This is a genomic window from Actimicrobium antarcticum (genome assembly GCF_039536745.1).
GTDB lineage: Bacteria > Pseudomonadota > Gammaproteobacteria > Burkholderiales > Burkholderiaceae_D > Actimicrobium > Actimicrobium antarcticum.
This window is the reverse complement of sequence record NZ_BAAAZE010000005.1, coordinates 634,734-651,960: the sequence shown is the minus strand read 5'-3', so window position 1 is coordinate 651,960 and position 17,227 is coordinate 634,734. Positions and strand designations below refer to the sequence as shown.

Annotated in this window: 8 protein-coding genes and 4 pseudogenes; 9 read left to right on the top strand and 3 right to left on the bottom strand. The window is 59.8% G+C overall.

The window, feature by feature from the left end; genetic code table 11:
• Positions 1 to 273 precede the first annotated feature (273 nt).
• Both ABD720_RS05720 and ABD720_RS05715 read left to right on the top strand, forming a co-directional pair.
• The gene (locus ABD720_RS05720; RefSeq protein ID WP_344762272.1) at positions 274 to 2,280 is read left to right on the top strand and encodes an OTU domain-containing protein; all 2,007 of its coding nucleotides are present in this window, start codon (positions 274 to 276) and stop codon (positions 2,278 to 2,280) included.
• 325 nt (positions 2,281 to 2,605) lie between these two features.
• Positions 2,606 to 3,322, top strand: a pseudogene (locus tag ABD720_RS05715) (DNA ligase-associated DEXH box helicase); the annotation flags it as partial.
• A gap of 32 nt (positions 3,323 to 3,354) precedes the next feature.
• Here the strand turns inward: ABD720_RS05715 and ABD720_RS05710 are convergent.
• Positions 3,355 to 3,567, bottom strand: a pseudogene (locus tag ABD720_RS05710) (hypothetical protein); the annotation flags it as partial.
• A gap of 265 nt (positions 3,568 to 3,832) precedes the next feature.
• On the opposite strand from ABD720_RS05710, the gene ABD720_RS05705 reads away from it, so the two are divergent.
• Together ABD720_RS05705 and ABD720_RS05700 are read left to right on the top strand one after the other, a co-directional pair.
• Positions 3,833 to 4,480, top strand: a complete 648-nt coding sequence (locus ABD720_RS05705; RefSeq protein ID WP_344762271.1) for a hypothetical protein — start codon at positions 3,833 to 3,835, stop codon at positions 4,478 to 4,480.
• Positions 4,464 to 5,279 (top strand): annotated as a pseudogene (locus ABD720_RS05700) (ligase-associated DNA damage response exonuclease); the annotation flags it as partial. The gene ABD720_RS05705 and the pseudogene ABD720_RS05700, both read left to right, overlap by 17 nt.
• Here the strand turns inward: ABD720_RS05700 and ABD720_RS05695 are convergent.
• Positions 5,249 to 5,461, bottom strand: a pseudogene (locus tag ABD720_RS05695) (IS256 family transposase); the annotation flags it as partial. The pseudogenes ABD720_RS05700 and ABD720_RS05695 overlap by 31 nt on opposite strands.
• Before the next feature lie 264 nt (positions 5,462 to 5,725).
• Here ABD720_RS05695 and ABD720_RS05690 point away from each other — a divergent pair.
• From ABD720_RS05690 to ABD720_RS05675, 4 genes are all read left to right on the top strand, one after another.
• On the top strand, positions 5,726 to 8,782 hold the full coding sequence (locus tag ABD720_RS05690; protein WP_344762270.1) for an NEL-type E3 ubiquitin ligase domain-containing protein: 3,057 nt from the start codon (positions 5,726 to 5,728) through the stop codon (positions 8,780 to 8,782).
• A gap of 522 nt (positions 8,783 to 9,304) precedes the next feature.
• Entirely contained in the window at positions 9,305 to 10,327 is a 1,023-nt protein-coding gene (locus ABD720_RS05685) for a ligase-associated DNA damage response exonuclease (protein ID WP_344762269.1), read from the top strand.
• Positions 10,320 to 11,948 (top strand): ATP-dependent DNA ligase, encoded by a 1,629-nt coding sequence (locus tag ABD720_RS05680; protein ID WP_344762268.1) that lies wholly within the window; start codon positions 10,320 to 10,322, stop codon positions 11,946 to 11,948. The genes ABD720_RS05685 and ABD720_RS05680 overlap by 8 nt, the downstream gene beginning before the upstream one ends.
• On the top strand, positions 11,945 to 14,371 hold the full coding sequence (locus ABD720_RS05675; RefSeq protein ID WP_344762267.1) for a ligase-associated DNA damage response DEXH box helicase: 2,427 nt from the start codon (positions 11,945 to 11,947) through the stop codon (positions 14,369 to 14,371). Before ABD720_RS05680 ends, ABD720_RS05675 begins: the two co-directional genes overlap by 4 nt.
• A 9-nt stretch (positions 14,372 to 14,380) precedes the next feature.
• Here ABD720_RS05675 and ABD720_RS05670 read toward each other — a convergent pair whose 3' ends face one another.
• Positions 14,381 to 15,448 (bottom strand): ABC transporter ATP-binding protein, encoded by a 1,068-nt coding sequence (locus tag ABD720_RS05670; RefSeq protein ID WP_344762266.1) that lies wholly within the window; start codon positions 15,446 to 15,448, stop codon positions 14,381 to 14,383.
• 84 nt (positions 15,449 to 15,532) lie between these two features.
• On the opposite strand from ABD720_RS05670, the gene ABD720_RS05665 reads away from it, so the two are divergent.
• Complete coding sequence (locus ABD720_RS05665; RefSeq protein WP_425547922.1) at positions 15,533 to 17,206, top strand: ABC transporter permease; 1,674 nt, start codon at positions 15,533 to 15,535, stop codon at positions 17,204 to 17,206.
• The last annotated feature ends 21 nt before the right edge of the window (positions 17,207 to 17,227 follow it).

Sequence of the window (17,227 nt, the reverse complement as noted above, 5' to 3'; positions counted from 1 at the left end):
ACTGGTGGAGTTGCCATCGGCGGGCCGCCCGATCTCAGATGAACTTATTGAAATTGACTACGAAAAATGACTATCCCTGGAACATTGCCAAATTCGCCGAGACTGCAGCCAATCGTCAGCCATGGCACGCCCCAACCAACCAACATCGGCGCTACGCAACCGCCTAGAGCAAATCTCCTGAACCCCTGGGAGGCTCCTCGGACCCCACGTCGGTCAGTCTCGTTCTCCATACCGTTGGCATCCCCCTCGACCTGGAGGAATCTTCTAGGGCGCTTGCGCACAAGAACCGAAGAACTCAAGCGCAAACTACTTGACGATATCCATGCCTATGCCTCCAAAACCGATGTCGAACACAATGCAACTAACATCCCGTGCATGAAGGCAAACATCGTCACAACAACGATGCTGCAACAAGGGAAAACTGTCACCGTCAACCTGCACGCGAACCGGGTAGATCTCACCACTACGAGCGAAACTCTCGCAACCAAAAGAACCGCAACAAACACCTATCGGATCGGTCAGTCGCCCATCCGTGACGTCACTCGACAAAGCAATTTCTCCGGTTCTGGTTGCGAAAAATTCCTGCTGCAAGGTCTGGATTCTGGGGCAGGAACATTTCAGTTTGTGTCGCCACCGCGTGCAGGCGATCCCGTCAAATGGAGCAGTCGATCCATTATTTCTCAATTAGAAAGTGAACTGAAAAAGAATTCCGGCTCCAGCCTCTTGCTTGGCGGGCGTTATCGGGTTGATGCCCCACCGAAGTTGATTCAGGACTCAGGCACACACCAGCAATACCGCCTGAACGTTACTGATGAAACCGCCAATCCTCACAAGCAATTCAGCATCGTTCTGACACAGGCTGGACTGAAGTTTGACAACAATCTGTTGGAGGCAAAAGAAATCCGCGCAGCCAGTGCACTCATGGCTAGACATAAAGAGCAACTTGAAGCAACACCACGGCAATTAGACGAGCCCATGGTCGTCAGCCACGCCGGCATAGGCCGCAATGCGACGCTGGTGGTGTATCGGGAAATCAGCGCTGGCATCAACGCCGGCACTATCGACACACCTGAAAAGCTTGAGGAGGCGCTGGAAGAACTCATCATGCAAGGCCGTGCCGCGCGTGGTCCGCGATTCGTACACTCGATGGCGCAGGTTCGGGCATTGGCCGATACGTTGTTGGCGGATCTTGGGGAAAAAACCAGCACGCAACAGGTGAAAAATGACTCGCCTACAGATGATCCGATTAAAAGTGATGGCAGGTTGGCACAGCCACTGAAGCACGCGGCTGGTGTAAATGAAACCGAACCGCCCGAAGCGGCTAACGTCGGGGCTGAGGCCGATCAGGTAAAAAGAGACGATAAGCCGGCACCAGAAGCGGCGCAGCTAAAAACTAGAAGAGCCGAAGAGTCAAAAGGACAATACGAAACCGAGAATATCGCTAATACGCAAAGAGACTTTGCGTTTGCACAGCAGCTTGCAGATAAACAAACTCAAGAAGCAAAGCAGTTAAAAGAGGATGCCAAATTGGCAAAGCAACTTCAAGATGGCTGGGGATCTGCTCGCACACCAGCGGGGAGTGCATTCCTGATAGACGACAATAACCTTCGGAATAATGCGGGAGCCGGCAATTGCCTGTTTCATGCCATTTCGGGAACAAGCATTCGTCCTAATTTGAGTAAAAAGAAGATACGAGGTTTAAGGAAAAAGATCGCCGATGTCCTTCGCCGTCAGAACGACAAAGACATTCAAGAACTGGAAAATTTGAGAAAACTGAAGAACGCAGATATCAAGGCTATAGATGAGATCCAAAATCGCATAACTCGACGACTGAAAAGAAATAGCAATGCTTATGGCCTGATTAAGATAACCAAAACATCACTGCCAGCGATTGGAGATACCCTGAGCAACGAAGATTTGGCCGTAGTTATAGAAGAGTCAGGTTCTTATGCGGACGACATGGAAATCGAACTATGGCTTAAACTGCAAAAAAATAAAGAGATGTCGGTGGTAGTCATCGACGGCCAGTCTGGTTCCGAATCGATCATTAGTTTCAGGTATAACGAAACAAAAGACGAAGTCGTCCGGATAGCTCGGCAACTGAAATCGCAAGTGCCGCCGTGGACGGAAATAGATGCCCGGCGTGAAATCAAAGCAAGCATCGCAGATGCCCTGGCCGAAGAAACGCAACAGCGCAACAGCGAAGCCCCGATCACACGCAATCATCTGGCACTGTACCGAACTTTCGTTCATTGGCAAGCCATTATCAATTACGAATAACGCGCCCACTACCAAGATCGCCAAGTTCAAAGTAGTGATTTCGACACCCGGGTGACAAAGGCCGGCAATGCCATTGTCAGCAACCCCGTCAAAATCTGGCTCAGCAAACCCGAACATTAATCTACCAGCCACCAGCACCAACACCGGTCGCTACGAGCTGGCAGACCTCACTCTGCCCATCCCGTCTGTGATCCGCACTACGCTATCCCCGCATCAATAAAGGCAGCAAAAAGCAGCGGCGCCCCACCTCCGGCACGATTCCCAATGCTCCGTCAAGCCGCCGGCAACAGCCGCTCCCGAACTCCACAACCATGAGCACCCGTCCATGCCCGACCTGGTAGTCGCCCGCCCCGAAGGCCTCTACTGCGTCCCCGGCAAGTTCTACATCGACCCCTGGCGCGCAGTAGAGCGTACCGTCATCACGCACGGCCACGCCGACCATTCCCGCACCGGTCACGCGCACTATGGCCACCGCCGCTGGCGAAGGCATCCTGCGCAGCCGCTTTGGCAGCATCAATCTATACAAGCACTCGCGTACGACGAAACGCTAATCCACTACGGCGTCACCATCTCGCTGCATCCGGCCGGCCATGTTTTGGGTTCGGCACAGGTGCGCGTGGAATACCAAGGCGAAATCTGGGTCGCGTCCGGCGATTACAAAGTCGAGCCAGACTCCACCTGCGCGCCGTTCGAACCGGTGCGCTGTGACACCTTCATCACCGAATCGACCTTTGGCATGCCGATCTATCGCTGGCAACCGCAGCAACTGGTGTTCGACGAGATCAACGACTGGTGGCGCGCCAACGCTGCCAACGGCCGCGCCAGCGTGCCGTTCTGCTATTCGTTCGTCAAGACCCAGCGCATCCTCAGCGGTGTCGATCCATCGATCGGGCCGATCATTTGCCACGGGGCCGCCGAACCGTTGAACCGGGTGTATCGCGATGGCGGTGTCGCCTTGCCAGCAACCCGACTGGTCACCGACATCAGCGACAAGGCCGACCTGAAACACGCACTGGTGCTCGCGCCACCAGCCACCGCCGGTTCGCCGTGGATCAAGCGCTTCGGCGATTACAGCGATGCCTTTGCCAGCGGCTGGCTGCTGTTGCCCAGATGCTCACTCATCTCGACTTCCAGGGTACGCTCGACCAGCATCATGGTCAGTTGCCTGAGCAAGCCATTTTCGCCAATCAGGTCTTCAGGTTTCCTGTAGTTCGCAAGCAGGCTGTCCACAAACTTGACCAGTTCAGGATCACGCTTGGCCCGACCGTTGCGTATTACGTTGCTCATTTTTTAATCTTTGGTGGCCGTGTCTTGCCAAAGGACCGTTTGCACAAAACTCAGTCCCCGTCACGCACGGAAATCATGCCTGATCAGGCGGCCGCGTGACCATGGAACTATCGCAAGCGCATCCCCACTCAAGTACCAGACAGCGCAAGCAAGGCAGCAATGCCGGTCGCAGGTCCTAGGCTGATACGCCCTGCCACGGCAGCCATCAGCATTCGCCAATCCCGGCCCGGCTAACGGGCTTTCTTACAGGTCTTGATCCGTCCTCATGTACATCACCCCTAATACCGCATCGCGTAACCCGACGCCCGCCGCTCCGTCCGCCAATGCCACCGATACCTCGCAACAACCCGCCGGGACGCCACCATCTGCCAGCAACAATCCGCCGCTCTCCGGCGCGCAAGCAGCACGCGCGGCCGATGCAGCACGAGACCGGGTGACATGCCATCAAGACGCATTGCAACGCCAGGAGTACGAACGGCAGCTTGTGAAGTGGGAGAGTGAAGCACCGGCAGAGGAGGTCGGAGGGCGGCAGCGCGCGGCTGTCGAGATTCGACCTGTCATTGAGAGTGGGGAAAAAACTTTGATCCTTGAAGAGGGTAACTTAACAAGTCTGCCACTCTTGCCGCAAGGACTGAAAAGGCTTGCAATAGGCACGAATCACCTGACCAGCCTGCCGACATTGCCATTAGGACTGACCGAGCTTTCGGCAGACAGTAACAGGCTAACCAGCCTGCCGACATTGCCATCAGGACTGACCGAGCTTTCGGCAGACAATAACAAGTTAACCAGCCTGCCGACATTGCCGAACGGATTGACCAAGCTCCGTGCATTCGGGAACCAGCTGACCAGCCTGCCGAAGTTGCCGGACGTTCAGACTGAGACTCCCCCGAATTCCCATGCCCCACAACCATGACCACACCCACATACCCGACCTGGTAGTCGCTCGCCCCGAAGGCCTGTACTGCGTCCCCGGCAAGTTCTATATCGACCCTTGGCGGGCAGTAGACCGGGCCGTCATCACGCCCGGCCATGCCGATCATTCCCGCACCGGCCACGCGCACTACCTGACCACCGCCGCTGGCGAAGGCATCCTGCGCAGCCGCTTTGGCAGCATCAATCTGTACAAACACTCGCGTACGGCGAAACGCTAATCCACAACGGCGTCACGATCTCGCAGCATCCGGCCGGCCATGTATTGGATTCGGCACAGGTGCGTATGGAATACCACGTCGAAACCTTGGTCGCGTCCGGCGATTACAAGGTCAAGCCCGACTCCACCTGCGCGGCGTTCGAGCCGGTGCGCTGCGACACCTCCATCACCGAATCCACCTTCGGCTTGCCGATCTATCGCTGGCAACCGCAGCAACTGGTCTTCAACGACATCAACGACTGGTGGCGGGCCAACGCTGGCTATGGCCGCGCCAGCGTGCTGTTCTGCTATTCGTTCGGTGTTCGGCAAAACCCAGCGCATCGTCAGCGGTGTCGATCCATCGATCGTGCCGATCATTTGCCACGGTGCCGCCGACCCGCTGAACCGGGTATATCGCGATGGCGGTGTCGCCTTGCCAGCAACCCGACTGGTCACCGACATCAGCGACAAGGCCGACCCGAAACGCGCGCTGGTGCTGGCGCCACCGGCCACCGCCGGTTCGCCGTGGATCAAGCGCTTTGGCGATTACAGCGATGCGTTTGCCAGCGGCTGGCTGCTGTTGCCCAGATGCTCGCTCATCTCGACTTTCAGGTTGCGCTCGACCAGCGTCATGGTCAGCGGCTTGAGCAAGTCATTTTCGCCCGTCAGGTCTTCAGGCTTCCTGTAGTTCGCAAGCAGGCTGTCCACAAGCTTGGCCAGTTCAGGAACGGGCTTGGCCCGACCGTTGCGTATTACGCAGGTCATTTTTCAACGTTGGTGGCCGTGTCCTGTCAAATGACCGTTTGCACAAAACTCAGCCCCCTTCACGCACGGAAATCATGCCTGATCAGGCGGCCGCGTGACCATGGAACTATCGCAAGCGCATCCCCACTCACGTACCAGACAGCGCAAGCAAGGCAGCAATGCCGGTCGCAGGTCCCAGGCTGATACGCCCTGCCACGGCAGCCATCAGCATTCGCCAATCCCGGCCCGGCTAACGGGCTTTCTTACAAGTCTTGATCCTTCCTCATGTACATCACCCCTAATACCGCATCGCGTAACCCGACGCCCGCCGCTCCGTCCGCCAATGACACCGATACCCCGCAACAACCCACCGCGACGCCACCATCTGCCAGCAGCAATCCGCCGCTCTCCGGCGCGCAAGCAGCACGCGCGGCCGATGCAGCACGAGACCGGGTGACATGCCATCAAGACGCATTGCAACGCCAGGAGTACGAACGGCAGCTTGTGAAGTGGGAGAGTGAAGCACCGGCAGAAGAGGTCGAAGGGCGGCAGCGCGCGGCAGTCGAGATTCGACGTGTCATTGAGAGTGGGGAAAAAACTTTGACCCTTGAAAAGTGTAACTTAACAAGTCTGCCACTCTTGCCGCAAGGATTGACAGGGCTTTCAATAGACTGGAATAACCTGACCAGCCTACCGACATTGCCATTAGGACTGACCAAGCTTTCGGCAAACTATAACAAGCTGACCAGCTTGCCGACCTTGCCATTAGGACTGACTAAACTTTTGGCAAACTATAACAAGCTGACCAGCCTACCGACATTGCCATTAGGACTGACCATGCTCCTTGTGGCTAGCAACAAGCTAACCAGCCTGCCGACATTGCCGAACGGATTGAACAGGCTTTCTGTAACCGGGAACCCGCTGACCAGCCTGCCGAAGTTACCGGACGGATTGACCGAGCTCGGTGCATGCGAGAACTGGTTGACCAGACTGCCAGAGTTGCCGAACGGATTGACAGAGCTCCTTGTAAACCGGAACCAGCTGACCAGCCTGCCGAAGTTGCCGAACGGATTGACCATACTTTATGCATCCAAAAACTCGCTGACCAGCCTGCCGAAGTTACCGGACGGATTGACCACGCTCTGTGCAGACGATAACCAGCTGACCAGCCTGCCTCCTTTGCCGCAAGGACTGAGAGGGCTTTTTCTTGATGGCAATCCACAATCAAATATTCCCTTCAATACCGAACGATTCAGCAACTGTGTAGCAGACGTCCGTCAATGGCAATCAGACCACCCGAATCTCGTCGACCGAAGTGCTGAAGTACCCGTGATGCCACCTCCTGCCTTGCCCATACTAGCCAGCGTCGCTCAGCAAAACGTGCCGGATGCCGCCACCCCCGCTGGCCCCGTCGCGCTGTCGGCAACCACGTCAGCCGTACAACATTCCGGCCAAAATGTTCTCGCCATGCCAACGCTTCAACAGCCCTCCCTCACGCCCGACCAAGTCCAACGCATCGAGCAATTCCTGGCCGCCAACGCCACCCCGGATCAACCGGCATTCACACCCGAAGACCGCGCCAACCTGACCACCCTGCTCTCCATGCAGGATGCCATCGAAGCCGTAATCAATCCGTCTGCGCCGGCGCCAAACGCGATGCTGCTCCGCGAGGACATGGACAAGCTGATCCAGTCCATGCAGATCAAGTTTGCCGACGACCGTGAAAAACAGCAGTGGGCAGCCGAGATCGGGGCGCTGAAAGCGGTCTATCCGGACACTGCCAAAGGCGGCCTGCTGCTGTACAACTTGCTGTCCCGAGCCTTGATCGGTCTGTACCATAATGCCCCGCAGATCACTTCAGGCCATGCCGGTACCAGCAACGGCATGGCCTCGCCGGGCGCGTCGAGGCTCGGCGCCCTGGCCAGCTTGTTGAGCTTCGTGCCGATGGCTGGAAATCAGGCGACATTGGCGGTACAAGCCGGCATCAGCATCGTCGACCAGAAAAGGATGGCGCGCAACCTGCTCAAGGGACTGGAGGCGATGGCGTCGGTCGGCAATGCCGGCACGCCGCTAGAGCAGGAAGCAACCATGCGACACATCACGCACGCCCTGGCTTACCGGCTGACATTGCATCACTGCGAGAAACCGCTTTCCGGCGACAGCGCGGTGACGCAGGCGGTCAAATCCGCTATCGGCATCGATAACCGCAGCATCAACAATTTTCAAAGCTATGCGCAAAAAATTACCAAAGCGATCATGAAGTCCGATGAGACCTTCGACGGCGCCAACGTCGGCCTCGCCATCAACCGCCTGCTCACCGCTGCGCTGACCGGAACGGTGACAGGCCCTTCGCAGGAGCGTGCGCAGAAAAATGCGCTGGCGCTTGGCGAAGAACACCAGCGGATCATCGACGGGCTGAGGGCGGCTGCCGTGCCCGTCAATCCGGTGCCCGCACGGAGCACTGCACCGGTAACCGGAGTGCTGCCCCTGCGCCTGCAGTCGTCGGGATGGGTCAGGCCGACGCAGGCCAGGCTGCCGGACCTGGTAAGCGCCTTGGGCATTCTGGAACCGGCGGCGGACGAGGTCGTCACGCCGAAAAGCCAGCGCTTGCTGGACAAGATTTACCGGTCAGATGATGAAGAGAAAGTCATGGATGCGGGGGTCATGCTCGATACGCGCGTACGAATGAAACAGGAACAGCAGCAGAACGCACAGCTGCGCGCCGTGCTACAAACGTTGATCGACAAACCCGCCGATCCGGCACTTGGCACATTGCGTCAGGATGTCGACAGACTGTCCGATCAGTTAGCTTCACTGCAAACGACTCTGACCGCTGCGCACGGTAGCGCTACCAGCGCGCAAGCCGACATCCGGGCGCTGACGTCGCAGGTGCTTGCGCTGAGTACCACGCTGGCAAGCCTTGAAGGGGGCGTCACTGCAATGCGGGTAGCGCTCGATGACCTCCCCACAAAGGGCGAGTTAGCCGAGCTCGGCCAGAGCGTTGCCCAGCTGGGACAGCAGGAACAGTACCTGACCAGGGGTTTCCGCGATCTGGAAAGAACAGTGAGCAAGCTGTCAGACGAATCTGATCCCGGCGCGTCGTCAAGCGGTGGCCAGATGATGATGATGGCCCGCTCCGGACGGGCACAAGGGCAGTCGGTTGCTGACCAATACGCACAGCTCACAAAATTGCAGGACCACGTCAGTACCCTGGCGCTGGCGATTGCCGATCTGCAAGCACAGCTAGGCGTCGCCACCCCGAAACCGGAGCCTGATCCGAACGAGGCAACCAACCGCAGCCAGCTGTTCGGGAATTTGTTTAATAAGGCGAGTCGTCGATAGCGCAGTGATGCGCGGACACTGCGCTCCGGGACGGTACGACACTCATCGGCGATGTGACGAGGATGGCGGCACACGGAGCGCCCGTGATGCCCGTTATTCTGTTATCCAGGAACGTTATGCGTTGTCATGCCTCGAAGGATCGATACACCGGCATATCTTTGCAGCGATTCCGATCCGGATGCGTGCCGAGGTAACGACATGCTCCTCCGCGCACCCGGAGACTGGCAGCATGCAATTAAAAAAGCAGCTGCCGATCTGACTGCCCTGACGTGTTGTCCGTTATCCGTGATTTGTGATGTACAGCAACGAAGGCGTCGTCGAACGTCCTGCTGAAATTGAAATCGGTGATCAACAATTCATCGCCGATCAGTCAGTGCCCAGTCATGCGTTCCACACCCGGCAAACCTGCAATCCACCCAAGTCAAAAAGAGCTACCACCCCCCTCTCCTGCACGATCATCAATTCTGGTTCAGACTGTGACTCCCCCGAATCCGCGCGTCCCACAACCATGACCCCACCCCCATGTCCGACCTGGTAGTCGCCCGCCCCGAAGGCCTGTACTGCGTCCCTGGCAAGTTTTACATCGACCCGTGGCGCGCAGTAGACCGTGCCGTCATCACCCACGGCCATGCCGATCATTCCCGCACCGGTCACGCGCACTACCTGGCCACCGCCGCCGGCGAAGGCATCCTGCGTAGCCGGCTCGGCACCATCAATCTGCAAACACTGGCCTACGGCGAAACGGTGATCCACAACGGTGTCACGATCTCGCTGCATCCGGCCGGCCATGTTTTGGGTTCGGCACAGGTGCGCATGGAATACCAGGGCGAAACCTGGGTCGCGTCCGGCGATTACAAGGTCGAGCCCGACGCCACCTGCGCGCCTTTCGAGCCTGTGCGCTGCGACACCTTCATCACCGAATCCACCTTCGGCTTGCCGATCTATCGCTGGCAACCCCAGCAACTGGTCTTTGACGACATCAACGACTGGTGGCGCGCCAACGCTGCCAACGGCCGGGCCAGCGTGCTGTTCTGCTATTCGTTCGGCAAGACCCAGCGCATCCTCAGCGGTGTCGATCCATCGATCGGGCCGATCATTTGCCACGGTGCTGCCGAACCGCTGAACCGGGTATATCGCGATGGCGGTGTCGCCTTGCCCGAGACCCGACTGGTCACCGAGATCAGCGACAAGGCCGACCTGAAACGCGCACTGGTGCTGGCGCCACCGGCCACCGCCGGTTCGCCGTGGATCAAGCGCTTCGGCGATTACAGCGATGCTTTTGCCAGCGGCTGGATGCTGTTGCGCGGGGCGCGCCGGCGACGGGCGGTGGACCGCGGTTTCGTGTTGTCGGATCACGCCGACTGGCCCGGCCTGATGCAGGCGATCAAGGGCACCGGGGCGCAGCGCGTGATCGTCACGCACGGACAGATCGGCGTGATGGTGAAGTGGCTGCAGCAGAACGGGCTGGAAGCCGGTGCTTTTCAGACCGAATATGGCGTTGAGGAAGACGACAACAAACCCGTGGAAGTCATTCCCCATGCGTGAATTTGCCCGCCTGTACGACGAGCTCGATGCGACCACGTCGACCACGCGCAAGCTGGCGGCACTGGTGGCGTATTTTTCCAGCGCCGCGCCGGAGAGTGCGGCTTGGGCGGTCTACTTCCTGGCCGGTGGCAAGCCACGTCAGGCGGTGCCGACCAAACTCTTGCGCCAGTACGCAACCGAGGCGGCCGGCCTGGATGACTGGCTGTTCGACGAGTGCTATCACGCGGTCGGCGACCTGGCCGAAACCATCGCGCATATCCTGCCGCCGCCGCAACAGCGCAGCGATCTGGGGCTGGCGCAATGGATGGATGAACGGATCACGCCGATGCGCGGCGCCACGCCCGAGGTCATCCGCGCCGCGATGCTGGCGTACTGGGATGAACTGGAACCACGCGAGCGCTTCCTGCTGATCAAGCTGATTGGCGGCGGGTTCCGGGTCGGCGTGTCGAAATTGCTGGTCACGCGAGCGCTGGGCGAAGTGGCCGAACTCGACAGCAAACTGATCGCGCAACGTCTGATGGGCTGGACCGATGCACGCCAGCGGCCGGATGCAGCACGTTTTGCGGAATTGATCGCGCCGACCACCGACCATGAACACGCGCTGCGTGGCGGCCAGCCATTTCCGTTTTTTCTGGCGCATCCGTTGCAGGCCGAACCCGCCTCGCTGGGACCGATCACCAACTGGCAAGCCGAATGGAAATACGACGGCATCCGCGCCCAGATCGTGCGGCGCGACGGCCAGACCTGGGTCTGGTCTCGCGGCGAGGAACTGATTACCGAACGCTTTCCGGAAATCGCGGCGATTCCACTGGCGGACGGCACCGTGATCGATGGCGAAATTTTGATCTGGCGCGTCGATGGTCAGGATGATCACGCCTCGTTTTCGGATCTGCAAAAACGCATCGGCCGCAAAACGCTGAACAGCAAACTGCTGGCCGAATTACCTGCCGTGCTGGTGGCGTATGACTTGCTGGAACATGCTGGCATCGACCTGCGCCAGAGCGCGCAATCGCTACGTCGCACCGCCCTCGAAAGCGTCGTCGCAGCAGTCGCCTCGACGCAATTGAAATTGTCGCCACTGATCGTCGCCAGCGACTGGGCAGCGCTGGCAACGGTGCGCATGGAGTCCCGTTCACGCGCCGTCGAAGGCATGATGCTCAAGGCCGTCGATGCGCACTACGGCGTTGGCCGGACCAAGGATGTCGGGGTCTGGTGGAAATGGAAAGTCGATCCGTTTTCGGTTGATGCGGTGCTGATCTATGCGCAGAGCGGACACGGCCGGCGCGCATCGCTGTACACCGATTACACCTTCGCGGTGTGGGATATCGCAGCCGATGGCAGTCGCACGCTGGTGCCATTTGCCAAAGCGTATTCGGGCCTGACCGATGCCGAGATCGCCTTGATCGACGCGCGCGTCCGCAAGACCACGATCGATAAATTCGGCCCGGTGCGCAGCGTCAAGCCGAGCATGGTGTTTGAAATTGGCTTCGAAGGGATTGCCCGCTCGCCGCGACACAAGGCCGGGATTGCCGTGCGCTTTCCGCGCATGTTGCGCATCCGGGATGACAAACCGATCGAGGAAGCCGATACCTTGCAGACGCTGATCGGCCTGCTGACGTGACGCCGCAGGCGTGGTTCAAGCAACGCGGCTGGACGATATTTCCGTTCCAGAAAGCGGTCTGGAAAGCCGCGCTGCAAGGCCGCTCCGGTTTGCTGCATGCGACCACCGGTTCTGGCAAGACCTATGCGGTCTGGTTTGCAGCATTGGCGCGTGCCATCAAACAACCGGCCAAACCCAAGCGCGGCTTGCGGGTACTCTGGCTCACGCCCATGCGCGCACTCGCCGCCGACACCGCCCGTGCCTTGCAGGAACCACTGGCCGAGCTGCTGCCCGACTGGACCGTCGGCATGCGCACCGGCGACACCAGCGCCGCCGAACGTGCGCGGCAAACTCGCTCCCTGCCATCGGCACTGGTCACGACACCCGAAAGTCTGTGCCTGATGCTGTCACAGGCCAACGCCGCGGAACGCTTCGCCGCGCTCGACATGGTCATCGTCGACGAATGGCACGAACTGATGGGCAACAAGCGCGGTGTACAGGCGCAACTGGCACTGGCCCGCTTGCGGCAGTGGCATCCGGATCTGGTGGTGTGGGGACTCTCGGCCACGCCCGGCGACCTGACCGAAGCGCGAGACACGTTGCTGGGCGGCGCTGATGGCGAGATCGTCGAAGGTGCGCTGCGCAAGGAACTGGTGATCGATACGCTGATTCCGGTCAACCCGTCGCGCTTCGCATGGAGCGGGCATCTCGGTTTGCAGATGCTGCAACCGGTGATCGATGCGATCGAACCGCACTCCTCGACGCTGATTTTTACCAACACCAGATCGCAAGCCGAGCTCTGGTATCAGAACCTGCTGGAGGCCCGCCCCGACTGGGCCGGCCTGATCGCGCTGCATCATGGTTCGCTGGACCGGGAGGTGCGCGACTGGGTCGAGCAGAGCCTGAAACTGGGCACGCTGAAAGCGGTGATCTGCACCTCCAGCCTCGACCTGGGCGTGGACTTTTTGCCGGTCGAACGCGTGCTGCAAATCGGCAGCGCCAAAGGCATCGCGCGCTTGCTGCAACGCGCCGGTCGCAGCGGTCACGCGCCGGGCCGGCCCTCACGCATCACGCTGGTGCCGACCAACAGTTTGGAGTTACTGGAAGCCGCCGGCGCCAAACGCGCGGTCGCCAACCGGCAGATCGAAACGCGTCACGCACCGAACAAACCGCTGGATGTACTGGTGCAGCATCTGGTGACGATGGCGCTGGGTGGCGGCTTTATGGCCGATGCGCTGTTCGATGAAGTCCGCACTGCGTGGTCATATCGCACATTGACCCGTGCCGAATGGGACTGGGCGCTGGCGTTTGTCACGCACGGTGGCCAGAGCCTGACCGTGTATCCGGAATATCGCCGCGTGCAGGCCGATGCGCTTGGCATCCATCGGGTTCCCGATCTCGCACTGGGCCGGCGTCACCGGATGGGCATTGGCACCATCGTGGCCGATGCCTCGATTCAGGTCAGCTTCATCAGCGGCGGCAGGATCGGTACGGTCGAGGAATCGTTCATTTCACGGATGACGCCGGGCGATCATTTTCTGTTCGGTGGCCGCTTGCTGGAGCTCGTGCGGGTGCATGACATGACCGCGCTGGTCAAACGTGCCAGCGGAAAAAAGGCAGCGGTGCCGCGCTGGAACGGGGGCAAGTTACCGCTGTCGTCGGAGTATGCGCATGCGCTGCTCGATTGCCTGCAGGACGCCTCCGAACAGCGTTACGACGGCCCGGAAATGCAGGCCATTCGCCCGCTGCTGGAATTGCAGCAACGCAGCTCCGCACTGCCGACCCGGCAACGACTGGTGATCGAAACCCATCTGTGCAAGGAAGGCCAGCATCTGTTCGTCTATCCGTTTGCCGGCCGCTCGGTGCATGCGGGGCTGGCGGCGCTGCTGGCCTATCGTGCGGCGGCGATGTCACCGATGACGTTCTCGATCTCGGTCAACGAATATGGTTTCGAATTACTCAGCGCAGAGGCGTTTGACTGGCCTGCGCTGATGCGGCGGGTTGACCTGTTTTCCGACACCGATTTGATCGCCGATGTGCTGGCCAGCCTGAACGCTGGCGAACTCGCGCAGCGGCGTTTTCGGGAAATCGCCCGGATTGCCGGACTGGTGTTTCAGGGCTATCCGGGCCAGCCGAAAAGCACGCGCCAGTTGCAGGCGTCGTCGAGTCTGTTTTTTGAAGTATTTCGCAAGCACGATGCGGGCAACCTGTTGCTGTTGCAGGCGCAGCAGGAAGTGCTGGAGCAGGAGCTGGAACTGTCACGCTTGCAGGCGACGCTGGTGGAATTGCGCGACCGGGAGCTGTCGTTTTATCAGACCGAACGCGCCACGCCGCTTGGCTTTCCGTTGATGGTGGAGCGGGTGCGCGAACGACTCAGCAGCGAGAAACTGTCGGACCGGGTCGCACGGATGATCGCGCAACTGGAGAAGGCGGCGGGTCCATGATCGCCGGGCTCACGCTGCGGTCTTGAACGCTACCACATGATCGACATCGAGCCGGATACCGATGTGTTCGCCGATCGCATGATTGTGGTGACTCGGCACCAGTGACAGTACCTGCGCACCGCTGGCGAGCTTCAGGGTATAGAGGAATTCGGCGCCACGAAAAGCCTTGGCCAGCACCTCGGCCTGCAGCGTGCTGGCGTCGTCGTGCACCACATCGTCAGGACGCAGCAACACGCTGACGTGCTGACCGACTTGACGGGCAATGTCATCGGCGTTACCACCGGCCAGCACCTCGCTGGACAGGATGCCCAATTCGATGCGGATGCGATTGGCGCTGATGACCTCGCCCGGCAGGAACACGCCCTGCCCGACAAAATCCGCCACGAAGCGATTCGACGGGCGATGGTAGAGGTTGTACGGCGTATCCCATTGCTGGATGCGGCCTTCGTGCATGATGCCGATCTGGTCGGCGATGGTGAAGGCTTCGTGCTGATCATGCGTGACCAGAATCGCGGTGGTGCCTTCCGCCGCCAGAATGCTGCGCACTTCCAGCGCCAGCCGCTCGCGCAATTCGACATCCAGATTGGAGAACGGCTCGTCGAGCAGCAGCAAGCGCGGACGTGGCGCCAGCGCACGTGCCAGTGCGACCCGTTGTTGCTGGCCACCCGACAGCTCATGCGGAAATTTGTCGCCCTGCCCGGCCAGCCCGACCGTCAGGAGCAGCTCCGCCACGCGCGCCTGCCGGACTTCCTTGGTGCTGTTGCGCAGGCCAAAAGCGATGTTGGCGGCGGCGCTCAGGTGCGGGAATAGCGCGTAATCCTGGAACACCATGCCGATGCGACGGCGCTCTGCCGCCAGGTGCGTGTCACGACTGCTGATGAGTTCACCGGCGACCCGGATCACACCAGCGCTGACCTGTTCGAAGCCGGCGATACAGCGCAACACGGTGGTTTTTCCGCAGCCGGACGGGCCCAACAGGCAGCCAATTTCGCCGGGCTGCAGCGTCAACGATAAATCCTGTACTACTTTTTGCTTGCCATAGGCGTAAGCGACATCGTTCAGTTCCAGCAAAGCCATGGTGGTGTGTTCTTCTGCGTGAATGAGCGATAAGGGGAGTCCATTATAATTTGCATTTTTCTACCGGGATTTTCTGTGACCGCATTGATCGAGACGCTATCCGTACCAGGCAAGTCATCCCGATCCGATTGGTCATTCCTGACAGGCATCGCCGTTGTGATTGCGGTGCTGGCAGCATTGCCTTTCCTGAGCATCGCCGCCAACCTGTTCGCCGGCGGCGACAGCCTCGACACCTGGAACCATCTTGCCTCCACGGTCCTGCCGACCTATATCGCCAACACGCTGATCCTGTGCGTGGGCGTGGCCGTCGGCGTGATGCTGATCGGTGTCTCGACGGCCTGGCTGGTGAGCGTGCATACCTTCCCGGGACGTCGCGTGTTCGAATGGGCGCTGGTGCTGCCGATGGCGGTGCCGGCGTATGTGATGGCTTATACCTATACCGATTTTTTGCAGTTTGTCGGACCAGTGCAAACCTGGTTGCGTGAGACCTTTGGCTGGCAAGCCAGCGATTACTGGTTTCCGGATGTACGTACCATCGGCGGCGCGGTGGTGGTGTTCGTGTTTGTGCTGTATCCGTATGTGTACTTGCTGGCACGGGCGGCGTTTCTGGAGCGTGCCAGTGGCATGCTGGAAGTTGGTCGATCGCTCGGGCTGCGGCCGTGGCAAAGCTTTTACCGGATTTCGTTGCCACTCGCGCGTCCGGCCATCGTCGCCGGCACCTCGCTGGCGCTGATGGAAACGCTGGCTGATTACGGTGCGGTGTCCTACTTTGGCGTACCGACCTTTACCACCGGGATCTACCGCGCCTGGTTTTCTCTTGGCGACCATGTGGCTGCTGCCCAGCTGGCGACCGGACTGCTCGGATTCGTTGCGTTGATCCTGTTTGCCGAACGTTTTTCGCGCGGGCGTGCGCGCTTCAGCACGACCAACGGACGGTCGCACCGGCTCTCGGCGATTGCGTTGCATGGCGTAAAAGCCTGGGGCGCAAGCGCGTTCTGCCTGCTGACGCTGGCGCTCGGTTTTCTGATTCCGGCCGGCTTGCTGTTGCGGATGGCGCTGGCCGGTGGTGATGCACAGTTCGGCGTGCGCTTCCTGGGTTTGGCGCGCAACAGCTTCATCCTTGCCGCAGTCGCCGCGGTGGCAGCGGTGGTCATTGCGGTCTTGCTGGCCTACACCGCGCGCATGTCACGCCGCTCGCTGCCAAAACTGGTGAACCGGATGGTGGGTTTGGGCTATGCGTTTCCGGGATCGGTGATCGCCGTCGGCGTGCTGATTCCGGTGACGCGGCTGGATAACTGGCTGGCCAACACGATGATGGCGATGGGTCTGGACAATCCCGGATTGCTGCTTACGGGCGGCATTTCGGCACTGATCTATGCGTATCTGGTGCGCTTCCTGACGATCTCGTTGCAGTCGGTGGAAACCGGACTTACCAAGATCACGAGCGCGATGGATGATGCGGCCCGTTCGCTCGGGTTGGGACAGGGCGAAACACTTCGGCGCGTGCACTTGCCGCTGTTGCGCGGTGCATTGCTGACGGGTGGATTGATGGTCTTCGTCGATGTCATGAAAGAGCTGCCGGCCACGCTGGTGATGCGGCCGTTCAACTTCGATACGCTGGCAACGCAAGCCTTTACGCTGGCCTCGGATGAACGGCTGGCAGAAGCTTCCACGGCGGCGCTGGCGATTGTCGCGGTGGGCATACTGCCATTGATACTGGTGTCGTGGCAGATGACGCGTAGCCGGAAAGCGACGTAAAAAAAGGAGGCATTGCCTCCT

What these genes read in the sequence shown, in the direction of transcription:
- ABD720_RS05705 (WP_344762271.1), top strand. Translation starts at nt 3,833, where the DNA reads ATGTACATCACCCCTAATACCGCATCGCGTAACCCGACGCCCGCCGCT.
- ABD720_RS05690 (WP_344762270.1), top strand. Translation starts at nt 5,726, where the DNA reads ATGTACATCACCCCTAATACCGCATCGCGTAACCCGACGCCCGCCGCT.
- ABD720_RS05685 (WP_344762269.1), top strand. Translation starts at nt 9,305, where the DNA reads ATGTCCGACCTGGTAGTCGCCCGCCCCGAAGGCCTGTACTGCGTCCCT.
- ABD720_RS05680 (WP_344762268.1), top strand. Translation starts at nt 10,320, where the DNA reads ATGCGTGAATTTGCCCGCCTGTACGACGAGCTCGATGCGACCACGTCG.
- ABD720_RS05670 (WP_344762266.1), bottom strand. Translation starts at nt 15,448, where the DNA reads ATGGCTTTGCTGGAACTGAACGATGTCGCTTACGCCTATGGCAAGCAA.